Raw genomic sequence first — 21,893 nt, 5'->3', positions numbered from 1 at the left:
GACTAGCCGGGACGCCCCGGGCCACGCTATACTAGCAGGCTGCTCAATTTTCCAGGCCCCTTTAGGCAGGCTAGCCGAATATCCTTCGGGTGGTCGCGGGTGTTCCGCCGGGTCTACCCAAAGGGGCTTTCGTCAGACCCTACCTGGCATTTGCGGCGCCTGCGCCGGTTGCCACTAGAGTCGCCTCCCCCTAAGGTTGATTTCCAGTATGAAGATCGCTCAGGAACTGCGCGTCGGCAACGTCATCATGGTCGGCAAGGATCCCCTGGTCGTCCAGAAGGCCGAATACAACAAGTCGGGCCGCAACGCCGCCGTCGTCAAGATGAAGCTCAAGAACCTGCTCACGGGTTCGGGTACGGAATCGGTCTACAAGGCCGACGAGAAATTCGAAGTCCTGGTGCTCGAGCGCCGCGAGTGCACCTACTCGTACTTCGCCGACCCCATGTACGTGTTCATGGACGCCGAGTACAACCAGTACGAGGTCGAGGCCGAAAGCATGGGCGACGCGCTCAACTACCTCGAAGAAGGCATGCCCGTCGAAGTGGTCTTCTACGAAGGCCGCGCGATCTCGGTCGAAATGCCCACCATCGTCGTGCGCGAGATCACCTACACCGAGCCCGCCGTCCGTGGCGACACCTCGGGCAAGGTCATGAAACCCGCCAAGATCAACACCGGCTACGAACTGCCGGTGCCCCTGTTCTGCGAAATCGGCGACAAGATCGAAATCGATACGCGCACCGGCGAGTATCGCAGCCGGGTGAAGTAACCCCCCTACGCGCTGACGCACGCCCCCCAGGGGGCGATGCGGGTGGACCGGCGGATCCGGCTTCGCCGGTCCGCCAGCGCCGCCCCCTTGAGGGGGAGCGGCCGAAGGCCGCAAGGGGGTGGGCTTACTGCAATCGCTCGTCGTCCAGCAGCGCCGGGATCGCGGCGACGGCGATGCCCTCTTCGGCCAGGGATTGCCGTTCTTCGTGCGTGGCCACGCCGCGGATGGGGCGTTCGGGGGCTTCGCCGTGGTGGATGCGGCGCGCTTCGGCAGCGAAGCGTTCGCCGACATTCTCGGTTTGGCGCAGGAGTTGCCGCAGGTGCTGCAGCATCGCGGCCTGCATGGCGGCGGGCTTGCCCGTATCGCGGACGGCGGCCTGCTCGGAAGGAGCCTTGCTGCCGGAGACGTTCAGCATCGGCGCCGAGAGCTTCTTGTCGATGGATTTGCTATCGCACAGCGGGCAGCTGATCAGGCCGCGCTCGCGCTGCGTATCGAAATCGGAGTGCGAGCTGAACCAGCCCTCGAAAACGTGGCCGTGCTCGCATTGCAGATCGAAAACCTTGAATGCCATGGAAAATGCGCCTTGCGCCCCGGGGGCGCGGCACGGATTGCGTCAGATGGCCTTATGGTACCCCAAGCCCGGCCTTCCCTGCTGCGCCGCGCAACGACTTCATACCGGACGCGACAGTGAACCCTGCTGCGGTTCGAACACACAGGTGCGATTGCGGCCCTGGCGCTTGGCGGCATAGAGCGCCGCGTCGGCCTGCCGCACCAGCGTGGCGGCGGTCAGGCCCTCGGCAGGAACCATGGCGTCCACCCCTATGCTGACCGTCATCACGCCCTGCTCGCCCTTCAAATGGGGAATCCGGGCGTCCAGCGTGGCCTTGCGAATGTTCTCGGCGATCAGGTAGGCACCGTCGATGTCGGTCTTGGGCAACAACACCGCGAACTCCTCGCCGCCGTAGCGAGCCGCCATGTCGGCCGGCCGCCGGATGTTGCCCTGGATCAACTGCGCGATGGTCCGCAGGTACTGGTCGCCGTGCTGGTGGCCGTAGTGGTCGTTCAAGGCCTTGAAGTGGTCCGCGTCGATCAGCAGCAGCGCCAGCGAGGTCTGGTCGCGATGCGCGCGCCGCCATTCCCGTTCCAGGGCCTCGTCGAACCGGCGCCGGTTCGACAGGTTGGTCAGGCTGTCGGTGGCGGCCATGGCCAGCAGTTGCGCGTTCTCCGCCTCCAGGGCCTCCTCGGCCTTCTTGCGCCGCGAGACGTCGCGGATGTTCAGGATATAGCGCTCATCGCCCATTTCCGGCGGCAACCGCCGCACGCTCGCCTCCAGCCAGATCCACGACGTGTCGCGGTGGCGCGCGGGGAAGGTCAAGAGGCGCGGCCAGGACTGCTCGTCGCCGGAAAAAAGGGGCACGTAATCGGCCCGCACGAAATCGTTGACGCTGTGCCCCTCGATATCGGCGGGCGCCCAGCCCAGCACGTCCTTGATCGCCGGCGATATGTAGGTGATCAGGCCGTCCAACCGGCTCATGGCGATGATGTCCGCCGAGTTCTCGGCCAGGACCCGGTATCTGGCCTCGCTGCGCGGCGCGCTGCGTTCGGCCGCCAGGCGCAGGGCGAACTCCCGTCGCAGCATCCACACCAGCACCATGGTTCCCATGCACAGCAACAGCGTCAGCAAGGCAATGACCCAGGCCTTGTTGCGCCAGGCCTCGTAAATGTCGTCGTCGGCCATGCCGACCAGCACCACCAGAGGCAACGACGGCACCGCCGTATACGAATAGAGCCGGGCCACGCCGTCAGCCGAGGCAATCGTTTCGTAGTAGCCGCTTTCCGACGCGGGATAGTGCCTGAATAGCTCGATGTCGCTCAGTTCCTTGCCCAGCAGCCCCTGGACCGCGGGAAACCGCGCCATGACGGCGCCGTCGGCGCGCAGCAGCATGATGGCGCCATCCTGGCGCAAGTCCAGCTGGCGGAACAAGTTCTCGAGATAGGCCACTCGTAGCGTACCGACCACGACCCCGCCGAAACTGCCGTCGGGGCGCGTCACCCGGCGACTGATGGCGATCGACCACAGATTCGTCAGGCGCGAGAAAAACGGCCGGCTCACGAACAGTCCGGCGCTGGCCGACTCTTTGTGCACCCGGAAGTAGTCCCGCTGGCCGAATCCCAGGCCGCGCGGCTGCACCGACTTTGAATCGGTGACTATGTTGCCCTCTTCGTCCAGCACCACCATGGTCCCGACCCCGCGCATCTGGGGCAGGCTGTCGAACAGCAATTGGTGGCGGCGATAGGGGTCCAGGCCCTCGGCTTCGGCAAGCCGCAGGCCGTTCAATATGGACTGCAGGGAAAGGTCGACCAGCTCGATGTCGCGGCCGATGCCATCGGCGACTACCCGACCGACGTTGATCGTGGCCTCCCTAGCCGCCCGTTTGGCATCCTGGCGGGTGTCGTATAGCGCGGCCGCACACACCAGGCCGAAACACGCGACCACCAAGGTGGCCCACAACGTTAGCCAGCGCATGGACCAAACAACGGTTACAAAAATTAACCGCGACTATACATCCATTGGCCGGCCGGCTGCACTTCTCTTAACGTTGATTTGCATTCTGCGACGGCGGCGCCCGGTCCTTCGCCGCCCGCTCCGCCATGGCGTGATAGCGGGCGCTGAGCCGGCGCAAGTGGTCTTCATCCATCGTTTCGATCGCCACGAGCTTGCTGTTGGCCCCTTCGAGCGCTCCCAGCAGCTCGTCGAGCTTCAGGTGGATGGCCTCGCTGTCCTTGTTCTGGCTGCGTTGGATCAGGAACACCATCAGGAAGGTGACGATGGTGGTCCCGGTGTTGACCACGAGTTGCCAGGTTTCCGAAAAATGGAACAGCGGCCCCAGCGCGCCCCACAGCAGGATGGCCGCGAACGCGACACTGAAGGCCGGAGGCGAGCCGGTGGCATGGGTGACCGCCGTGGCGAAGCGGTCGAAGAGATGGCTCTTGCCATTTTTCAGCTTGCTGGCGTTGTTCATCGCCGTCTCCCGAGGCTGCGGACGCCATGGTTCAGCAAGCCGCATGCCCGGCTCGACGACACGCTGAGGGATGGTGCGCCCGGCCGGAATCGAACCGGCACGCCTCACGGCCGCGGATTTTCTTACCCGCTACTGCTCGCGCAGCCGGATTGCATCAGGGCAATGCCGTTTGGGGTCTGGACTCTGCCTTGACCATCGCACCGCGCGGCATGATCGATGCCGCGCCTGCCTTAGGTCCCCGCCGTCGAGTCTCTACACACGCCCGGCAGCCGCGATAGGCCGCCTGCTTGGCTCGGCGTTCCCGTGCCAGGGGTTCGCCGAATTTGACGGGTTCTACTCCCGGACTTTCATCCGAGGCACTCCACTTGTACGGAAGTCCGCTACGTCTACCAATTTCGTCACGGGCGCACGGGCGCTATTGTATCTGAGGTCCCCCCTACGCGCTGACGCGCGCCCCCAGGGGGCGATGCGGGCGGACCGGAAGGGAGGCCCCCCCTACGCCCTTCGGGCGCCCCCTCAAGGGGGCGATGCGGGTGGACCGGCGGAGCCGGATCCACCGCATCCTGGGTCTAGGACCGCCGTCTTGGATTGAGGCACCTGTGCTTCGCTGGCTGCCAGCGGTAGCAACGGTGTGGCAATTGGAGAAAGCGGTACTAGATCCAGGGCGCCGCGGATCCGGCTTTGCCGGTCCGCCAGCGCCGCCCCCTTGAGGGGGACGCGCGTCAGCGCGGAGGGGGTGGGCCCTCCTACCCTCCATATGTCTGCCGCAACACATTCTTCTGCACCTTGCCCATCGTATTGCGCGGCAATTCATCCACCACGTGCACGCGCTTGGGCACCTTGAAATTGGCGATCTTGCCCTTGAGTGCGGCAATCATCGCTGCCTCGTCCAGCTTTGCCCCTTTCTGCGGTACCACCACCGCCACTACCGCTTCGCCGAAATCCGGATGCGGCACGCCGATGACCGCGCTCTCGGCCACGCCGGGCATGTCGTCGATGAAGCTCTCGATTTCCTTCGGATAGACGTTGAAGCCGCCCGAGATGATGAGGTCCTTGCTGCGGCCGACGATGGACAGGTAGTTGTCCGGCACCGGCCGGCCGCCGGACTCGCCGCCCCAGCGGCCGACGTCGCCCGTCTTGAACCAGCCGTCCCCGGTGAACTCCTGCCTGGTCTTTTCCGGCATCCGCCAATAGCCCTTGAACACGTTGGGCCCGCGTACCTCGATGTTGCCGATCTCGCCGGGCGGGCACGGCGCGCCGGCTTCGTCCACCACCCGCACGGACACGCCGGGCAGCGGCATGCCGACCGTGCCGCCCAGCCGCTCGCCCAGCGCCGGATCGTAAGGGTTGGACACCAGCATGACCGTCTCGCTCATGCCGTAGCGCTCCAGGATGGTATGGCCACTGCGTTCGCGGAAGGCATTGAAGGTTTCCATCAGCAGCGGCGCCGAGCCTGAGACGAACAATCGCATGTTGCGGCAGGTTTCGCGGCCGAAGCCCGGCTCGGCCAGCAGCCGCACGTAATAGGTTGGCACGCCCATCATCACCGTGCTGCGCGGCAGCTCGCGCAGCGCCGCGGCCACGTCCAGCCTGGGCAGCCAGATCATCTTCGCGCCGGCCAGCAGCGCGCCGTGCGCCGCCACGAACAGGCCGTGCACGTGGAAGATGGGCAGCATGTGGAGCAATACGTCATCGGCGCGCCAGCCCCAATAGGCGTGCAGCACGCGCGCGTTGGAGGCAAGGTTGCCATGGGTCAGCATGGCGCCCTTGCTGCGTCCGGTCGTCCCGGAGGTGTAGAGGATCGCCGCGAGGTCGTCCTCGCCGCGCTCGACGACCGCATGCTCCGGCGAGGCCTGCCGGGCGGCGTCGAGCAGCGTGCCGGTCTGGTCGTCGTCCAGCGTGTAGACGTGGGGCGTACCGGCGCGCTGCGCGCAGCGCCGCACCCACTCCAGGTTCTTGCTGGCGCACACGACCACGGAGGGCTCCGCGTCGCCCAGGAAATAGTCGATCTCGGCTTCCTGGTAGGCGGTGTTCAGCGGCAGGTAGACGTAGCCGGCCCGCAGCGTGGCCAGATACAGCAGCAACGCCTCGGGCGATTTCTCGACGTGGACCGCCACGCGGGCGCCCTCGGGAAGCTTCAGCGACTGCAGCAGGTTGGCCATGCGCGCCGTTTCCGCCTCGACATCGCGCCAGGTGTAGTCGCCGGCCCCGGGAGCCTCGATGCACAACGTGTCCCGGTCGGCGGGAAAACCGCTCGCCAGCAAGGAGTAGAGATTCGCGTCGTTCATCTATCGTCTTCGTTCTCAGGTAATGGCGCGTCAGCGCCGAAGTCGGGCGTGCGTCCCGCCAGGAACGCCGCCACGCCTTCGCGATGATCGCGGGTATCGCTATAGGAAAAGAATGCGTCGAGCTCGGCATCATCCAGCGGCTCGGACGGTTGCAGTCGCCGCACCATGCGCTTGTTGAGCGTGGCGGCCAACGGTGCGCCGGCTGCGATGCGGCGCAGGGTACGGGTGGTTTCCGCCCCCAGCTCCGCGTCGTCCACCACCCGCGTCAAGAGCCCTTTGGCGTAGGCTTCCGCGGCATCGAGGATGCGGCCTTCCAGCAGCAGTTCCAACGTGACGGCGCGGCCTGCCACGGCCAGCAGGCCCGCCAGCTCGGCAGGCGCCATCGGAAAACCGAGCCGGCCTATGGGAGCCCCGATGCGCGCGCTTCGCGCCGCGATGCGCAGGTCGCAGCTGCACGCGATCTCCAGGCCGCCGCCCACGCACACGCCCTGCACCATCGCCACCGTCGGCAGCGGGCACTCGGCAATCGCGCGCAACGCCGGGGCGATGACGTGCTCGTGATAGTGGCGCACCGACTCGCGGCTGCCCCGTTCCACCGGGAATTCCGCGATGTCGGCACCGGCGGCGAAATGGCCGTCGGCGCCACGGATGACCACGGCGCGCAGTCCGGGCTGGCTTGCGGCCTCTCCCATGGCGGCGGCGAGCGCCCGCCACATGCCCGCGGTCAACGCATTGAGCTTGCCCGGATGCGCGAGCGTGAGCGTCAGCACACTGTCCTCGCGCGCGATGTCGATGCGGCCCGCGGACGCGGAGCCGGCGGCGCCCGGATCCGGAGCGGCGGTCTCGTCCATCAGTCGGCCTTGATGCCCGCGTCCTTGGCAACCTTGGCCCAGCGCCGCACCTCATCATGCAGGTACTTGCCGAATTCCGCGCTGGTATAGCGCGGCACTTCGGAGCCGTTGCCGAGCCAGACCTTCTTGATCTCCGGCGTCTCGAGCGCCTTCTGCACCTCGGCGTACATGCGTTCGACGATGGGCTGGGGCGTGCCCTTGGGTGCCCACATGGCGTACCAGGTCGAGACTTCATACCCGGGCAAGCCGGCCTCGGCGGCCGTGGGCACGTCGGGGAAGGCGGACGAGCGCTGCGGCGCCGCCACCGCGATGGGCTTGATCTTGCCGCCGCGGATATGCTGGGCCGACGATCCCAGGCCATCGAAGGCCAGGTCCACCTGGCTGCCCATCAGCGCCAGCAGCATCGGTCCGGCGCCGGTGTACGGCACGTGGGCGATGTCCACCTTGGTCTGCAGCTTGAACAACTCGCCGGCCAGGTGGTGCGAGGTGCCGTTGCCCGCCGAGCCGAAGTTCAGCTTCCCGGGCTGGCTGCGCGCCAAAGCCACCAGCCCTTTCAGGTCGTTGAAGGGTTCGGTGGGCGCCGCCACGATGATCTGCGGCGGCTGGGCGATGAGGGTGACGGGCACGAAATCCTTTTCAATGTCGTAGGTCAGCCCTTTGTAGAACGACGGTGCGATGGCGTGATGCGCGCCCCCCACGAAGAAGGTGTAGCCGTCGGGCGCCGCGCGCGCCGCGATCGCCGCCCCCACGGTGCCGCCGGCGCCGCCGCGGTTGTCCACGACCACGGTGTGGCCGAGCTGGGTCGACAACTGCTGCGCCAGCGGACGCACGAAAGCGTCCGTGCCGCCGCCGGCCGGGAATGGCACGATGATGGTGACGGCCTTGGATGGCCAGGCCTCCGCTCCCACCGCATGGCCGCCAACGGCCGCGCCCACCAAGCAGGCGATCAAGGCAATGCTGCGTTTCATCTCCTGTCTCCTCTCTTCTGGTATGAAGGTGCTGCATGCTGGCTGCGCCAGTTCTTGTCTGGTTTCTTCGAACGCCGGCGATCAGAGCAGCCGGGCAAAGCTCCTGCTCGTTTCGGGCCGGCCGTCGCCCAGCTTGGCGAGGTTGGCGTCCAGGGCGTCGAGCTCGTATACGTAATTCACCATCAGGCCGCACGACTGGGCGCGGCCCTTGCGAGAGAGGTCCGCCTTCCAGTTCAGGCGTTCGATGCGGGCGCCGTTGCCCAGGTGGAAGCGGGCCACCGAATCCAGCGGGAGCGGCCCCTTGCGTTCCACGAGGTAGCGTGCCGCCAGGCGCATGGCCAGCGCCTGCACGGCCGGCTGCGGCGCGCCCGCCTCCACCGCCTGCTGGATGCGTGCCAGCACATCCGCGCCGCTGCCGCCCTCGGCGCCAGCACCGCCGTTCTTCTCCGCCTTGGCCAGCTCCGCAATACGCTCCCCGTCCAGCTTCTTCAACCAGTCGCAAAAGCCCGGCATGGGCGAAAGCGTGGCGAAGCGCTTGATCTTGGGCAATTCGGCGTTCAATTCCTCGATCACCCGCTTCAGGAGGAAATTGCCGAAGCTTACGCCGCGCAGGCCCTGCTGGGTATTGGAAATGGAATAGAAGATCGCCCAGCGCGCCTTGTCCAGGTTCTCCATGGGCGCGCTTTCGTCGAGCAGGCTCTGCACGTTGTCCGCCATCTCGGCGCAGAACGCGACCTCGACGAAGATCAGCGGCTCGTTCGGCATGCGCGGGTGGAAGAACGCATAGCAGCGGCGATCGGAATCGAGCCGGTTGCGCAGGTCGGTCCACGACGCGATCTCATGCACGGCCTCGTAGACGATGAGTTTTTCCAGCAGCGAGGCGGGGGAATCCCAGGTCATGCGCCGCAGCTCCAGCAGGCCCACGTCGAACCAGTTCGACAGCAGCCCTTCCAGGTCGGCATCCAGCGCCTGCAAGGCGGGAATCCGCCCGCGCCAGGCCAGCATGTCGGTACGCAAGGCCAGCAGGAACGGCAGGCCATCGGGCAGCGCATTCAGGCGCTTGAAGAAGCGCACACGGGCATGCGAGAGCGCGCGCGAGAGATCCGATGGAGCCTCCTTGCCTGCATCGGCCGGCGCCGGCGCCGAGGAACCGACCTCCGCCAGGATGCCCAGCATCGCCCCGCGCCGCTGGGCATCCGCCTCCCGGTACTGCTCTTGCCAGGCGCGCGCGGCCCGGTTCGCCGCCACGTCGGTCAGCCGCGCCTGAAAGCATGGTTGCAGCAGGGTTCGCAGCCGGTTGGCTTCTCGCGCGGAAAGCGCGGATGTCTCGGCAGGCCGGGAGGGATCCGCGGCGCCCTGCGGCCGTCCGCCCAGCCACTTGCTCCAGCGGGCCAGCAGCGACTGCGCGGGCTGGGGATCGGGCGCCGGCGCGGCGGGCCGGACGTCCTCGGTATCGTGGCGGTCGCGGTTCAGCGTCTCGTTCATGCCTTTTCCGTCCTCGTCAGAAAACCATCAGCCCGCTTGCCTCGCCAGCGAGGCCATCAGATCGGCAAAGCGCTGGCCCTGCACCACCACGTGGTCGCGGGCGCGTTCGGCGGCCAGCGTGGCATCGCCAGCCAGCAGCGCCTGCACGATGCCTTCGTGTTCATCGTAGGAAGTGGCGATGCGGTCTCGTACCCGCAATTGCAGGCGCCGGTACGGGCCCAGGCGCCGATGCAACTTGATCGCCTCCTCGGTCAGGAAGCCATTGCAGCCGAGCTCATAGACGGTGCGATGGAAGATCTCGTTCAGGTAGTAATAGGCGTTCGCGTCGCCGGCGTCGCGCGAAGCCTGGCATGCCTGGTGGGCCTGCAGCAGGCGCCGGTGGTCGTCGGCGGTCATGCGGCGGGCAGCCAGCCGCGCGCACATGGCTTCAAGTTCGCCCATTACGTCGAACATCTCGATCAGCCGCTGCGGACCGATCTGCGCCACCAGCGCGCCTCGGCGGGGACGCATTTCCACCAAGCCGGCCGAGGCGAGCTGGATCAAGGCTTCGCGGATGGGCGTGCGCGAGACGCCGAAGCGGTTCGCCAGCACGGTCTCGTCCAGCGGATCGCCCGGCGACAGCTCGCCGACGGCGATCAGCTCTTCGATGGTTTCGCGCAGCGTTTCCGAACGCTTCTTGTCGGCGGAGGCAGGCGGGCGGGATGACATGAGGCCATCTTGCCACCATCGCTTCTTGTATACAAGAACTTTTTATAAATACACAGTTAATGCCATGCCGCTACACATCCCGTCCCTGCCGGCGATCCAGCCAGAGGGTCGCCACCACCATCAAGGTCGTGGTCAGGGCTACGGTGACCAGGCTCATGGCCATGCCCTGCCCCACCGAACCCTGCTCGAACTGCCGCCAGATGAACAGCGACACCGTCTGCACGCCGGTCGGCGCAAGCAGCAGCGAGGCGACCAGTTCGCGCGAGGCCACGGCGAAGACGAGCAGCATCGCGGCGCCCAGGCTGGGCGCCAGAAGCGGCAGGAGGATGCGCGCCAGCGCGGTGACGGCCCCTGCCCCGTGCACCCGGGCGGCCGCCTCCAGGCTGTCGCCGATCTGCATGAGGGCCGCGTGGGAATAGCGGACGGGATACGGCAGCAGCAGGCAGCAGTAGGCCAGCAGCAGGATGCCCCAGGTGTTGTAGGGCGTAGCCGGCCAGAATGCCTGGTTCCACGCCAGGATCAGGCCCACGCCGACGACCACGCCAGGCATGGTGTTGGGCAGCACCGCGAGGGCGTCGAGCACGACCCTGCCGCGGGTGCGCGTCTTGACCACGCAATAGGCGACTAGCACCCCGATGAGGCCGGTCGCAGCCGCGGCGCCCACGCCCAGCGCCAGGCTCGTGACGAGCGCCCGCGAGGCCTCGCTGCCGCCGGCGGCGATGGCCTTGAAATGGACCAGCGAGAGGTTGTCCACGGCGAGTCCGCCCGAGAGCGTCCTGCTGAACGCCGTCGCGGCAATGGCGAACAGCGGCGCGAAAGTGGCGACGGCCACCGTGGCGGCGAACAACCCGGCCACGGGCCAGCGCCATGCGCCCAGCGGCACGGCTTCGCCACGCATGGGTTTGCCCGTGGTGGTCTCGTAGCCGCGCCCCTTCACCAGGCGGCGCTGCCAGGCGAAGGCCAGCATGGCCAGCACGACCAGGATCAGCGACAGCACGGAAGCGCCCGGCAGGTCGATGGGCCATTCGGAGAAGCGGCGCTCGATGCCGGTCACCAGCACGAAGAAGCCGGCATTGGCCGCCAGCGCAGCCGGCGTGCCGTATTCCTCGATCGCCATCGCGAACACCAGCAGCAGGCTGGCGGCGATGCCGGGCAAGGCCAGGGGCAGCGTGATGCGCCAGAAGCAGCGCCAGGCGCCGCCGCCGCACACCCGCCCGACCTGGGCCAGGCGCGAACCCGAGGCGGCCATGGTGCGCGACACTGCGAAATAGACCACCGGCACCACGTTCAGCGTCATCACGAACACCACGCCGCCGAACGAAAACAGGGCCGGGCCGGCATGCACGCCCAGCAGCTGCTGCAGGTAGCCGCGCGGCTGCAGCAGCATGATCCAGCCGAGCGCGCTGATGTACGGCGGGATCATGAAGGGCACCAGCATCAGCACATCCCAGAGCCTGGCGCCCGGCACCTCGAACAGCCCGCGCAGCGTCCCCAACGGGATGCCGACGGCGGCCGCCGCCAGCACCACGCACGCCCCGAGCTTGAGCGTGTTGAGCGTGAGCTCGACGAGCACGGGATCGCTCAGCGTACGGGCGAGATGGGAAAACGGCTGGGCCAGCGAGCCCTGCGCCAGGGTGGGAAAGATCGCCTGCAGCAGGACGAAGCCCAGCGGCATCGCCACCAGGACGCCCAGGGCGGACACGGCCGCGCCCACCAACAACGTGTTTGCGCGCATCGATGCCCGCCTCTTGCTCGACTAACGATGAAAAATGGATGGATGGCCGCTGGCGGCGGACGCCCATGCGGGCGCCCGGGCCGTCACTTGCGGCCGAACAGCGCCGTAAAGCGCTCCAGCAGCGACTGGCGGCCGGCGCGCTGCGCATCGTCTTCCATCGGCAGCGTCTTGATGTCCTTGATCATCGGGCGCTTGGCTTTCACGTCCTGGCGCGCGGGAATCAGGTAGGTCGCCGCCACGCGGGCCTGCCCGGCGTCCGAAAGCACGAAATCGACGAAGCGCTTGGCCTCCTGCTGCTGCCGGCTCGACTTCAGTATCATCATCGGCCGGCCCGCCACGACGGTACCGCTCGAAGGGAAGATGACCTCGATGCTCTCCCCCTTGGCCTGATTGTCCAGCGCCACGTAGTCCACAGCGCCGAAGACCGCCGCCTTGGCGCCCTGCAGAACCGGGTTCATGGCCTGGGCGTTGGCGCCCGCGATTGCCATGTCGTTGCGCTTGAGGTCCTGGAACAGGCGCCAGGCCGCGTCTCCGCGCGCCGACTGCAGGCCGGAAAGCAATTCGAGCGCGGTGCCCGATTGCGCCGGATCCGGCATGTTGACCAGGCCCTTGAACTCGGGCCGCGCGAGATCGCTCCAATCGGCCGGCCGCGGCGTGCCGCTCTTGGTGTTCCAGGCTATGGCCAGCGCCGACAGGCCCTGCGCCACATAGCTCGGTCCCTTATAGGCCGCCGGCACCTGCGCGGCGTTCGGGCTGACGTAGGGCAGCAGCCAGCCGCGCTTGTCCAGGTCCAGCGCGCTGTCCCATGACGCCGAGATCACCACGTCGGCCTTGGGATTCGAAGCCTCGGCCTCCAGGCGAGCCATCACCTTGCCGGTATCGGCCTGGAACACATCCACCGCGATACCGGTTTCTTTCTTGAAGTCGTCGGCCAGTTGCTTGATCAGTCCGCCGGGACCGGCGGTATAGACCGTGAGCGCCTGGACCGGGCCGGCGGCCAGCATCGCACCGAGCGCGAGCGCGCCCATCAAAGGCTTGAGTTTCATCATCGAGATTCCTGAGTCGAGAAACGGCATATCGCCGGGAAAGGATTCATGCCGCCTGGGGAAACCAGCGCAACCGGCTCCAGTCGAGATCCAGGCCCACGGGATGCAGGGCAGGCATGCGCCGATCGGTGAGCCATGCCAGTTCGAACGCGTCGTGGTCGCTGCCCACGCGTACCGTGGTCGCATAGTGCCCGCCACGGAAGCGCTGGGCGACGACGTGACCGCGCAATGCTTGGCGTTCGCCGGACCTCAAGGCGGCATGCGGAATGAAAAGGTGGCCCGGACCCGACGGTCCGCCCGGCATGGAATCCGGGCAGATCAGTTCCAGTCCGCCGGCAAGCCGCCAGCCGCGCTCGGTGCGCACGCCCTGCCGCAAGGCGCCGAGCTTGAGGAACTCGACCACGTCCGGACTGGCGGGTTCGTTCACCAGCAGCTCGGGCGGGGCGATCTGGCAGACCTTGCCCGCGCGCATGACGGCCACGGTATCAGCCAGCGCGAAGGCCTCTTCATGATCGTGGGTGACGTACACCGCGGTCGTGCCGAGCTCGCGCAGCAGCTGCCCGATCTCGCCACACAGGCTTTCGCGCAGGTCGCGGTCCAGGTTGGAAAGCGGCTCGTCGAACAACAGCACGCGCGGCCGCGCCACCACCGCCCGCGCCAGCGCCACGCGCTGCTGCTGCCCGCCCGACAGGCTGCCGGGCGCGCGCTCCTCGTAGCCGGCCAACCCCACCATCCGCAGCGCCCGGGCGACGCGCTCGCTACGTTCGCGGCGGGCCGTGCCCCGCACTTCCAGTGGAAAGGCCACATTGGCCCCCACGCTCATGTGCGGCCACAGCGCATAGTCCTGGAACACCATGCCCAGCCCGCGCTTTTCGGGGGGAACGAAAGTCCTGTCGTCGGCGACCGTGGTCCCGCCGATGGCGATGCGGCCCGCAACCGGCCGGCTCAGTCCCGCCAGCAGTTTGAGCAGCGTCGTCTTGCCGCATCCCGACGGACCGAGCAAGGCGAGCACCTTGCCCGGTTCGAGCCGGATGTCGATGCCATCCAGAATGGTCTGGTTGGCGAAGCGCTGCACCAGGCCCTCGATATCGATCGCGGCGCCGGGGGAAGAAGCTGGGAATGGAAGGGAAGCGGAATCGGACACAGGTGGACGCGGGCAAAAAAACGCCACGGCGCGCCGGCTCGCACGAGCCTCGGCACGGCGCCGTAGGATCGTGTAAATACTATGTCCGCTGAATGACTGGATTATGACAGGGCCCACCCCTTCGGGCGAGGGAAGCCCACCCCCCCCCCGGCTCTAGAACACCGAACTGATCACGAAATGATCGAGCACCGCCGGGCACGTGGCGCCGAATTTCACGACTGCCCACATGAAGGCGTAGGAGAACCCTGCCAGCAGCAGGAGGTCGCGCAATCGCTTCAGATAGACAAGGCCGGATTTGCGCTCAGGATCGCGGACTTCCATGGTTTCGAGACTCCTCGGGATTGCGATGAAACGCAGCGTGAGTCTAAATTCGTCCCGTTACGGCATCCATAGCCCGAAGGTCGTACTGCAAAGAAAGGAAAAGGACCCGCGCCCGATGTGTTTCGGGCGGCGCGGCCCCCCCCCCCCGATCACAGCCCAGCCGGACGAACGTAGCCGGGGAAATCCTTGTCCAGCACCCCCTTGAAGAACGGCGACTTGAACGCCGCGGCAAGATCCTTGGCCCAGGGCTTGTCCTGGTCGGCGCGGCGGATCGCCACGACCTGCTGGAATTGCACCGGCGGCGTTTCCAGCGCGACGGCGCTGGTGAGTTTCAGGCCCGAGGCAATGGCGAAGTTGCCCGGCACGACGGCGAACTCGACGTCCCCCACCGTACGCGGCAATTGCGCGGCCTCGACCGGCTGCAGCTTGATCTTCCTGGGGTTGGAAGCGAGATCCTTCTCCGTGACCCGCAGCGGATCCACATCGGCCTTCACCGTAATCACCTTATTCTGCTGCAGCAACAGCAAAGCGCGCGCCAGATTGCTCGGGTCGTTGGGCAACGTGAAGCGATCGCCCTCCTTGACGTCCGCCAGGCTCTTGCGCGACTTCGAATAGATGCCCATGGGCGCGGTGGTGCTTTGCACCAGGTCGACCAGGTCCAGCTTCTGATCGGCCTTGAAACGGTTCAGGTAGGCGATGTGCTGGAACAGGTTGGCGTCCAGCGAGCCTTGCGCCAGCGCCAGGTTGGGTTGCACGTAGTCGTTGAACTCGACCAGCTTGACCTTGTAGCCCTGCTTTTCCAGCTGCGGCACGATGCCGAGCTTGAGCACGTCGTAGTTGTAGCCGGCGGTCGCGCCGAACACGAGGTCTTTCTTGGCGGGGTCGGCGGCATGGCCGGCGGCGGCGCCCAGCGCGAGGACGGCGGCGGCGGTACCGAGGACGAATTTGCGGCGTAGGGATGACATCGACGGATTCCTAGGAGATGAAGTTGCCGGCACGGACACCCGTGCCTTCGATAACAAGACGGTCAGCGCCGGTCCAGCCTGTGGGCCAGCGCGTTGCCGCCGAACTGGATGATCTGCACCAGCACGATCAGCAGCGCCACGGTCAGCAGCATGACGTCGGTCTGGAAGCGATAGTAGCCATAGCGGATCGCGAGGTCGCCGATCCCGCCCCCGCCCACCACGCCGGCGATCGCCGAATAGGAAAGAAAGCTCACCGCCAGCACGGTCAGCGCCAGGATCAGCCCGGACCGCGCCTCGCGCACCAGCACCCGCCAGACGATCTGCAGTTCGGAAGCACCCATGGCGTGGGCGGCCTCGATGACGCCGCGCGGCACTTCGCGGATGCTTTGCTCCACCAGGCGCGCGAAGTACGGAATGGCCGCCACCGACAAGGGTACCGATGCCGCCAGCGGCCCGATCGACGTGCCGGCGATGACTCGGGTGACCGGGACCAGCGCCACCAGAAGGATGATGAACGGAAAAGAGCGCACCGTATTGACGATCCAGCTCAGCACCAGATAGGCCGGCCGGTTGTCGAGCGACTGCCCCGGCCCCAGCAGGAACAGCAGCACGCCCAGCGGGCCGCCGACCAGGATCGCGGCCGACAGGCCGATGCCGAGCATCAGGAAGGTCTGGCCGATGGCCACCCAGAGTTCGGGAAGAATGGCAAGAATGTTTTCGGACATGGTCATGCGGCCTGCGAGGTCGGTCCCGCCGCCTCGATGCGGGCGGCGTGTTCCTTGAGGATGTCTTCGCGCACCTGCTCCTGGGCAAGCTCGCGGCCCAGCGTGCTGACGCGCGGCGTCGCATGGTCGTCCACGTCGAAGCGTTCGACCAGCTGGCCGTTCTCGAGCACGGCGACGTGGTCGCACAGCGCATGCACCACGGACAGCTCGTGGGTGACGATGACGATGGTCACGCCCAGGCGCTGGTTGATCTCGCGCAGCGTATCCAGCACGGAGCGCGTGGTTTCGGTATCGAGCGCCGAGGTGGGCTCGTCGCACAGCAGTACCTTGGGATGCGGCGCCAGCGCCCGGGCAATGGCCACCCGCTGCTTCTGCCCGCCCGACAACTGCGCGGGGTAGTTGTGGATTTTTTCGGTCAGGCCGACCACTTCCAGGCACTCGCGCACGCGGGCCTCGATCGCGGCCCTGCCACGATTGCCATGCAGTTTGAGGGGAAACGCGACGTTCTCGTAGACGCTGGCGTTCTGCAACAGGTTGAACTGCTGGAAGATCATGCCTATGCCCTGCCGGGTCTCGCGCAGCTCGCGCTTGGATAACTGCGTGAGGTCGCGGCCGTCGACCAGCACCCTGCCCGCGTCCGGGCGTTCCAGCAGATTGATCATGCGCAGCAAGGTGGACTTGCCCGCGCCGCTTTTGCCGATCAAGCCGAACACGCGCCCCTCGGCCATGTCGAGCGATACGGACTTCACGGCCTCGAACGCGCGTCCGTCGGGTAGCGTGAACGTCTTGCTGACCGCCTCCAGCCGGATGAGCGGCGATGCGGAAAGAGAAGGATTCGAATTCATAGAAAAAGACAAGGCGGCAGGGTCCCCGCCTGAACGGCGCGGGAACACGACGGCCGCCAACTGTAACACCGCAGTATGGGGCAAGCGCCGCCTGCGGGGAACGACACAATTTTCCTATGTATATTCTATTTCTTTATTAGGTAGTCCGGCTTTCCAACAAATACGCATAAGCAGGCGGGCGCCGCGCCCATCCGCGGCGATACCCGTCCCGTCTCGAGCGTCGCTTGCCGGCGATTCAGAACTTCAGCGTCGCGCCCAGCGTCAGCGCGCGCGGATAGCCGGGCTTTACGTAATCGGCGTACTGGAATTCCCAATAGCGCTTGTCAGCCAGGTTGGTGACCGCTGCCCGGAAGATCGTCTCGTAGCCGCCGATACGGGTTTCGTAGCCGACCCCCACATTGACGATGGTATAGCCGGCTACCCGCACGTCATTGGCCGGACGCAACATCGTGCTGCCGGTGTATTTGAAGTCCGCCCGCAGCGTGAGGCCCGGCACTTGCGGCACGCTGTACGCCACCTGTCCCGCGGCGATGAAGCGTGGCGTGCCGGCCACCCGGTTGCCGGTGTAGTCCGTCCCCCTCCGGTACTCCGTGTCGAGCAGCATCAGGTTGCCGCCCACGCGCCACGCTCCGAACCGGGAAGAAGCGCCCAGCTCCAGCCCCTGGTAGATCGACAGACCATCCTGCACCAGCTCGTTGGCCGCGTTGGCGTATTCGGCTGCTCGCTCGATGCGGAACAGCGCCGCCGTAGCCGCCCACCCGCTACGCTCGGTTTTGATGCCCACTTCGTATTGCTTGCTCTTGAGGGGACTCAGCGTCTCGCCCCGGTTGACGTAGACGCTGCCCACCGTCGCGCCCTGCTCCAGCGACTCGACGTAGCTCGCATAGGCCATGGTCTGCGCATCCGGCCTGAACATGAGCGCCACGGTAGGCGTAGTGCTGTTCTTGTCGTAGACGGAGGACGTGGCACCCGCGACGGTATAGTTTTCCTGCCTGAATTTGGTATGGCGCACGCCAGCCAGCACCGACCAGCGTTCCGATAGCTTGACCGTATCACTGGCGAAGACAGCCTTCTGCGTGATCTGTCCGGCGCGGTACAGATCCAGCCCGCCCGGGGGATAGTACGAATTGGTGTTCTGCGACCACAGCGAACCGGTGCCCGTCAATGCATAGACGCCGCTCACGCTGTAGTCGTTCCGCTGCTTCTGCCATGACGTGCCCACCACGACCTGGTGCTCCAGCGGTCCGGTCGCGAAGCTGCCCTGCACCATGGCCTGCCATTGGTCGAAGGCGTAGCGCTCGGCATAATCCGAGCGGTAGTCGTCATAGTTTCCCAGGCCGTCCTTGAGAAACAGCACCGACTCGTTGCGGCGGGTGCGGGTCGTGCTGTGGCTATAGCTGGTGCTCAACACCCAGTCGGACGCGAGGCGATACTTGAGACCGGTCGAATAGAACTGGAATTCGTTGTTCAGAAACGGGCCGTTGCCTACCAGCGTGCGGTCGCTGTCCCGGATCGGCCGCGGCAGTGCGGGACCGGCCATGCTCGCCGTGTAGATCGTCGGCTCCAGCCCGTCGACCTTCTTGTCCTGGTACAGAGACTGGAAGTCCCAGGTGAGCCGGTCTGTCAGCCTGGCATCCAGCGCCAGCGATACCGCATTGCGCTTGAGCGAGCCGCCGTTGTAAAGATGGCCTTGCTCGTGCGTGGCGTTCAGCCGGTAGCCGAACCGATCTTCCCCGCCCGCCCGGCCGCCCAGGTCCACGTGCTGGCGCCAGATGCTGTCGGAGGAAAAGCCCAGGCTCACGCTGCGCACCGGCTGGCTGGTCGGCTTCTTCGTCACATAGTTGACCAGCCCTCCGGGCGAGCCGAATCCGTACATGAAGCCCGAAGCCCCCTTGAGCAGCTCGACCTGCTCGAAATGCTCGAAAGGCGGCGTGGTGGCATAGCTGAGGAACGGCTTGCCGTCGATGCGGAAGGCATTTTGCCAATCCAGCTGCAGCCCCCGCACGGTCAGGTAGCTTGCCCATGCACCGTGCGCGCCGCTGTTGTCGGACACCGACGCATCGGTGACGAACAAGTCGCCCAGCTTGACCACCGGCCGCTCGTCCAGGTCGCTATGCGTGACCACCGTCGTCGAGAACGGCGTCTCCAGTTGGGTGAGGTTGCCCAGCGCGCCGGCGTTGACCGGCGCATCGAGGTTCTGAAGCGTGCCGGACTCCCCCGTCGCGGTCACCGAGATGGTGGGAAGCTGCTGGGCCGAGTCCCGAGCTTCGCCCTGTGCGACTGCACCGGCATCGGCTGCGGCTGTCTGGTGCGCGAAGGCCAACGCGAGGGCAAGGGTGAGAACGGAACGGACCGGCGGCACGATGCGAGCTTGGCCTGCGTGGCAGTTGGGGCGGCGGGCGGAAATATCCAACGGGAGTCTCGTTCGATGAAGGTGAATTATCATTAATATAAATCAAAATGATAACTGTTTTTATTTATAAAAACGTAATCAAGAAACTGCGTGCGCTGGGAGACCTACGCAACGCATTGAATTGGCCGTCCAATTCAGCAACCGCGAGCAGGAACCGCGCGCCGCTCCGGGAGCGGCTTCGCTTCACCCGCCGGGTCGATGCAAGAAGAAACAGCAGCCACAAAAGAAAATCGCCGCCCCCTGCGGGAACGGCGATTTTGCGGGCGAATACTGGAGGCGCGTGCCGGAGTCGAACCGACCTACACGGATTTGCAATCCGGTGCATAACCGCTTTGCTAACGCGCCATGGGGGTTAACTGCACTCCCCTGTCTTGTTCCTGGAAACTAGTTCCTTGGAACAGCCCGCTATTTTACACGAAGCCGTAATTCTTCGCGAATCGGCCCGACCTTGGTGGCAAACGGAACCGGAATGCGGCAATCCCGCGGCCTTCCATTGCGGCGTTTCGTCCCTTTGTCAGGACCGCTTCGACGCCGTCGTCCTTCCCAGATGCTCGACGAACGCCCGCAGCGCGCCGGGCATCTGTCGCCGGCTGGGATAGTAGAGATAGAGGCCGGGATAGTCGGGGCACCACTCTTCCAGCACGCGTACGAGCCGGCGCCGGCGGATGAGATGCTCGACCTGGGCCTCGAATGCGAAGGCCAGGCCCGTACCAGCCAGCGCGGCATCGATGGCCAGTTCCTGGTCGTCGACCGAAAGGGGACCGTCGACGTCCACGGCAAGCTCAACGTCGCCGCGCTTGAACTCCCATGCGTAATAGCGGCCATCGGCGAAACGCAGGCGCACGCACGGCAATGCCTTGAGCTGCTGCGGCACCGAGGGCTTGGGATGCTGCTTGAAGAATGCAGGCGATGCGACGATAGCCGAACGCTGCCGCGGCCCTAGCGGGACGGCGATCATGTCCTGCGCCAAGGTCTCGCCCAGGCGCACCCCGGCATCGAATCCCTCGGAAACCATGTCGATCAGCGCGTTGTTGATGGCCAATTCGACCTTGATGCCGGGATGACTCGCCAGGAAGCTCGTCACCGCCGGCAGCAGCGCCATTTGTGCGGCCGCCCGCGCCGCATTGATGCGCAGCGTGCCCATGGGTTTGTCGCGCAAGGCGTTGAGGTCTTCGAGGGCGTCGTCGATGTCGCGGAATGCCGGCGCGACGCGGGCGTACAGGCGCTCTCCGGCCTCGGTCAGCGCGACGCTGCGCGTCGTGCGGTTGAACAGGCGCAGGTCCATGCGTTCTTCAAGGCTGCGCAGCGCGTGGCTGAGCGCCGAAGGGGTACAGCCCATTTCAGCTGCCGCCCGGCGGAAATTCCTATGTCGGGCAATGGCGAGAAAGCAGCTCAGGTCGGCGGCGGCGATCTTGGACATTGGTGAATTTCCCTCATCATCGCATGTAAAAATCAAGCCATTCTCTCATCAAATCGGAAAGCCTACGATGCGAAGCACGGGGCCGGATCCGCTGGCGCCAACCTTTCAGGAGATAGACATGAAGAAGACCTGGTTCATCACCGGCGCCTCGCGCGGCTTTGGCGCCTTGATCGTGGAACGCGCACTGGCCCAGGGCGACGCGGTCGTCGCGACCGCGCGCAAACCGCAGGCCGTGACCGAACGCTTTGGCGCCCATCCGAACCTGCTGGCGTTGCCGCTGGACGTCACCGACGAGTCCCAGGCTCATGAAGCGGCCCAGGCCGCGGTGGAGCGCTTCGGGCGCATCGACATCCTGGTCAACAACGCCGGCTACGGCCTGCTGGGCGCGGTGGAGGAAGCCAGCGGCGCCGAAGTCGAGGCGCTCTATCGCACCAACGTCTTCGGCCTGCTGGCCGTCACGCGCGCGGTGCTGCCGCACATGCGGCGCCAGCGCTCCGGCCGCATCCTGAACCTGTCTTCCATAGGCGGCTATCGCAGCGGTCCGGGGTTCGGGGTGTATTGCTCGACGAAGTTCGCGGTGGAGGGCTTGACCGAGGCACTGGCGGCGGAACTCGGCCCCCTGGGCATCCACGTGACGGCGATCGAGCCGGGGTATTTCCGTACCGACTTCCTCGACAGCACCTCGCTGAGCACCAGCCCGCTGCAGATCGAGGACTACGCCGCCAGCGCAGGCGCGGTGCGCAGCTTCGCGGCGCGGGCCAGCCACGCCCAGCCAGGCGATCCCGAGAAGCTGGCCGACGTGATCGTCGCCTTCGTCGATACCCCTGCCCCGCCCGTCAGGCTGCCGCTGGGTAGCGATACGGTCGCGGCGATCGAAGAAAAACACGCGAGCGACGCGGCGCTGCTGGCGGCCTGGCGAACGGTGTCGGTCTCCACGGATTTCGCGGCGCCGGCGGCCCGGGCGGCTTGATCCATGGGCGGGCGCGGTAGAAACGAAAAAAGGAGCCGAGGCTCCTTTTTTCTGCGCCCATGGATGCGGCCGGACCGCCCCACGGAAGAATTCTGGAGCGGGAAACGAGTCTCGAACTCGCGACCTCAACCTTGGCAAGGTTGCGCTCTACCAACTGAGCTATTCCCGCATTTCTCGAAGCATGTATTGCTGCGAGAAAGAAACTATAGCAAAGAAGAAA

At 66.2% G+C, this 21,893-nt stretch carries 19 protein-coding genes and 2 tRNA genes; 2 read left to right on the top strand and 19 right to left on the bottom strand.

From position 1 onward, the window contains the following. The first annotated feature begins 208 nt into the window (after window positions 1-208). The gene (gene efp / locus CDO44_RS03205; RefSeq protein WP_087778862.1) at window positions 209-766 is read left to right on the top strand and encodes an elongation factor P; all 558 of its coding nucleotides are present in this window, start codon (window positions 209-211) and stop codon (window positions 764-766) included. 124 nt (window positions 767-890) lie between these two features. Here efp and CDO44_RS03200 read toward each other — a convergent pair whose 3' ends face one another. The 18 genes from CDO44_RS03200 to CDO44_RS03120 form a co-directional block, all read right to left on the bottom strand. Next, window positions 891-1,337: a DUF1178 family protein gene (locus CDO44_RS03200; RefSeq protein WP_087778860.1), complete on the bottom strand. Its 447-nt coding sequence runs from the start codon at window positions 1,335-1,337 to the stop codon at window positions 891-893. 99 nt (window positions 1,338-1,436) lie between these two features. After that, entirely contained in the window at window positions 1,437-3,293 is a 1,857-nt protein-coding gene (locus CDO44_RS03195; RefSeq protein WP_087778858.1) for a diguanylate cyclase, read from the bottom strand. A gap of 67 nt (window positions 3,294-3,360) precedes the next feature. Beyond that, the gene (locus CDO44_RS03190; RefSeq protein ID WP_233146018.1) at window positions 3,361-3,789 is read right to left on the bottom strand and encodes a low affinity iron permease family protein; all 429 of its coding nucleotides are present in this window, start codon (window positions 3,787-3,789) and stop codon (window positions 3,361-3,363) included. A gap of 746 nt (window positions 3,790-4,535) precedes the next feature. After that, entirely contained in the window at window positions 4,536-6,077 is a 1,542-nt protein-coding gene (locus tag CDO44_RS03185; RefSeq protein ID WP_087778853.1) for a malonyl-CoA synthase, read from the bottom strand. Beyond that, window positions 6,074-6,928, bottom strand: coding sequence for an enoyl-CoA hydratase/isomerase family protein (locus CDO44_RS03180; RefSeq protein WP_087778851.1), 855 nt, complete (start codon window positions 6,926-6,928; stop codon window positions 6,074-6,076). Before CDO44_RS03180 ends, CDO44_RS03185 begins: the two co-directional genes overlap by 4 nt. Next, complete coding sequence (locus CDO44_RS03175) at window positions 6,928-7,896, bottom strand: tripartite tricarboxylate transporter substrate binding protein (RefSeq protein WP_087778849.1); 969 nt, start codon at window positions 7,894-7,896, stop codon at window positions 6,928-6,930. Before CDO44_RS03175 ends, CDO44_RS03180 begins: the two co-directional genes overlap by 1 nt. An 81-nt stretch (window positions 7,897-7,977) precedes the next feature. Further along, a complete protein-coding gene (locus tag CDO44_RS03170; RefSeq protein ID WP_087778848.1) occupies window positions 7,978-9,381 on the bottom strand; it encodes a malonyl-CoA decarboxylase domain-containing protein in 1,404 nt (467 codons plus the stop codon). 27 nt (window positions 9,382-9,408) lie between these two features. Beyond that, window positions 9,409-10,089: a GntR family transcriptional regulator gene (locus CDO44_RS03165; protein ID WP_087778846.1), complete on the bottom strand. Its 681-nt coding sequence runs from the start codon at window positions 10,087-10,089 to the stop codon at window positions 9,409-9,411. A 70-nt stretch (window positions 10,090-10,159) separates the two neighbouring features. Beyond that, entirely contained in the window at window positions 10,160-11,824 is a 1,665-nt protein-coding gene (locus tag CDO44_RS03160) for an iron ABC transporter permease (RefSeq protein WP_087778844.1), read from the bottom strand. Between the two features lie 83 nt (window positions 11,825-11,907). Then, window positions 11,908-12,873 (bottom strand): ABC transporter substrate-binding protein, encoded by a 966-nt coding sequence (locus tag CDO44_RS03155; RefSeq protein ID WP_087778842.1) that lies wholly within the window; start codon window positions 12,871-12,873, stop codon window positions 11,908-11,910. A gap of 43 nt (window positions 12,874-12,916) precedes the next feature. Beyond that, window positions 12,917-14,014, bottom strand: coding sequence for an ABC transporter ATP-binding protein (locus CDO44_RS03150; RefSeq protein ID WP_087778840.1), 1,098 nt, complete (start codon window positions 14,012-14,014; stop codon window positions 12,917-12,919). Window positions 14,015-14,167: 153 nt separating this feature from the next. After that, on the bottom strand, window positions 14,168-14,335 hold the full coding sequence (locus CDO44_RS27570) for a hypothetical protein (RefSeq protein WP_158213192.1): 168 nt from the start codon (window positions 14,333-14,335) through the stop codon (window positions 14,168-14,170). A 149-nt stretch (window positions 14,336-14,484) separates the two neighbouring features. Beyond that, the gene (locus CDO44_RS03145) at window positions 14,485-15,300 is read right to left on the bottom strand and encodes a MetQ/NlpA family ABC transporter substrate-binding protein (RefSeq protein WP_087778838.1); all 816 of its coding nucleotides are present in this window, start codon (window positions 15,298-15,300) and stop codon (window positions 14,485-14,487) included. Window positions 15,301-15,362: 62 nt separating this feature from the next. Then, complete coding sequence (locus CDO44_RS03140; protein ID WP_087778883.1) at window positions 15,363-16,025, bottom strand: methionine ABC transporter permease; 663 nt, start codon at window positions 16,023-16,025, stop codon at window positions 15,363-15,365. A 2-nt stretch (window positions 16,026-16,027) separates the two neighbouring features. Continuing rightward, entirely contained in the window at window positions 16,028-16,870 is an 843-nt protein-coding gene (locus tag CDO44_RS03135) for a methionine ABC transporter ATP-binding protein (RefSeq protein WP_087778836.1), read from the bottom strand. A gap of 235 nt (window positions 16,871-17,105) precedes the next feature. Beyond that, window positions 17,106-19,316, bottom strand: coding sequence for a TonB-dependent siderophore receptor (locus CDO44_RS03130; RefSeq protein WP_087778834.1), 2,211 nt, complete (start codon window positions 19,314-19,316; stop codon window positions 17,106-17,108). Between the two features lie 238 nt (window positions 19,317-19,554). After that, window positions 19,555-19,628: transfer RNA gene (locus CDO44_RS03125), tRNA-Cys, on the bottom strand. Window positions 19,629-19,797: 169 nt separating this feature from the next. Further along, window positions 19,798-20,703: a LysR substrate-binding domain-containing protein gene (locus CDO44_RS03120; protein WP_087778832.1), complete on the bottom strand. Its 906-nt coding sequence runs from the start codon at window positions 20,701-20,703 to the stop codon at window positions 19,798-19,800. A 118-nt stretch (window positions 20,704-20,821) separates the two neighbouring features. Between CDO44_RS03120 and CDO44_RS03115 the strand changes: the two genes are divergently transcribed. Next, window positions 20,822-21,673 (top strand): oxidoreductase, encoded by an 852-nt coding sequence (locus tag CDO44_RS03115; RefSeq protein WP_087778830.1) that lies wholly within the window; start codon window positions 20,822-20,824, stop codon window positions 21,671-21,673. A gap of 93 nt (window positions 21,674-21,766) precedes the next feature. On the opposite strand, the gene CDO44_RS03110 is transcribed toward CDO44_RS03115, so the two are convergent. Then, window positions 21,767-21,842, bottom strand: a tRNA-Gly gene (locus CDO44_RS03110). Window positions 21,843-21,893: the final 51 nt, after the last annotated feature.

Origin of the sequence: Pigmentiphaga sp. NML080357 (assembly GCF_002188465.1) — a bacterium.
Classification (GTDB): domain Bacteria; phylum Pseudomonadota; class Gammaproteobacteria; order Burkholderiales; family Burkholderiaceae_B; genus Pigmentiphaga.
Note: the sequence above shows the minus strand (reverse complement) of the source record. Positions and strands in the feature narration are given on the sequence as shown.

Coding starts and splice junctions, on each gene's coding strand:
- CDO44_RS03190 (WP_233146018.1), bottom strand. CDS start 3,789: ATGAACAACGCCAGCAAGCTGAAAAATGGCAAGAGCCATCTCTTCGAC.
- CDO44_RS03145 (WP_087778838.1), bottom strand. CDS start 15,300: ATGTCATCCCTACGCCGCAAATTCGTCCTCGGTACCGCCGCCGCCGTC.
- CDO44_RS03170 (WP_087778848.1), bottom strand. CDS start 9,381: ATGAACGAGACGCTGAACCGCGACCGCCACGATACCGAGGACGTCCGG.
- CDO44_RS03180 (WP_087778851.1), bottom strand. CDS start 6,928: ATGGACGAGACCGCCGCTCCGGATCCGGGCGCCGCCGGCTCCGCGTCC.
- CDO44_RS03165 (WP_087778846.1), bottom strand. CDS start 10,089: ATGTCATCCCGCCCGCCTGCCTCCGCCGACAAGAAGCGTTCGGAAACG.
- CDO44_RS03160 (WP_087778844.1), bottom strand. CDS start 11,824: ATGCGCGCAAACACGTTGTTGGTGGGCGCGGCCGTGTCCGCCCTGGGC.
- CDO44_RS03175 (WP_087778849.1), bottom strand. CDS start 7,896: ATGAAACGCAGCATTGCCTTGATCGCCTGCTTGGTGGGCGCGGCCGTT.
- CDO44_RS03155 (WP_087778842.1), bottom strand. CDS start 12,873: ATGATGAAACTCAAGCCTTTGATGGGCGCGCTCGCGCTCGGTGCGATG.
- CDO44_RS03185 (WP_087778853.1), bottom strand. CDS start 6,077: ATGAACGACGCGAATCTCTACTCCTTGCTGGCGAGCGGTTTTCCCGCC.
- CDO44_RS03115 (WP_087778830.1), top strand. CDS start 20,822: ATGAAGAAGACCTGGTTCATCACCGGCGCCTCGCGCGGCTTTGGCGCC.
- CDO44_RS03130 (WP_087778834.1), bottom strand. CDS start 19,316: ATGATAATTCACCTTCATCGAACGAGACTCCCGTTGGATATTTCCGCC.
- CDO44_RS03120 (WP_087778832.1), bottom strand. CDS start 20,703: ATGTCCAAGATCGCCGCCGCCGACCTGAGCTGCTTTCTCGCCATTGCC.
- CDO44_RS03195 (WP_087778858.1), bottom strand. CDS start 3,293: ATGCGCTGGCTAACGTTGTGGGCCACCTTGGTGGTCGCGTGTTTCGGC.
- CDO44_RS03140 (WP_087778883.1), bottom strand. CDS start 16,025: ATGTCCGAAAACATTCTTGCCATTCTTCCCGAACTCTGGGTGGCCATC.
- CDO44_RS27570 (WP_158213192.1), bottom strand. CDS start 14,335: ATGGAAGTCCGCGATCCTGAGCGCAAATCCGGCCTTGTCTATCTGAAG.
- efp (WP_087778862.1), top strand. CDS start 209: ATGAAGATCGCTCAGGAACTGCGCGTCGGCAACGTCATCATGGTCGGC.
- CDO44_RS03200 (WP_087778860.1), bottom strand. CDS start 1,337: ATGGCATTCAAGGTTTTCGATCTGCAATGCGAGCACGGCCACGTTTTC.
- CDO44_RS03135 (WP_087778836.1), bottom strand. CDS start 16,870: ATGAATTCGAATCCTTCTCTTTCCGCATCGCCGCTCATCCGGCTGGAG.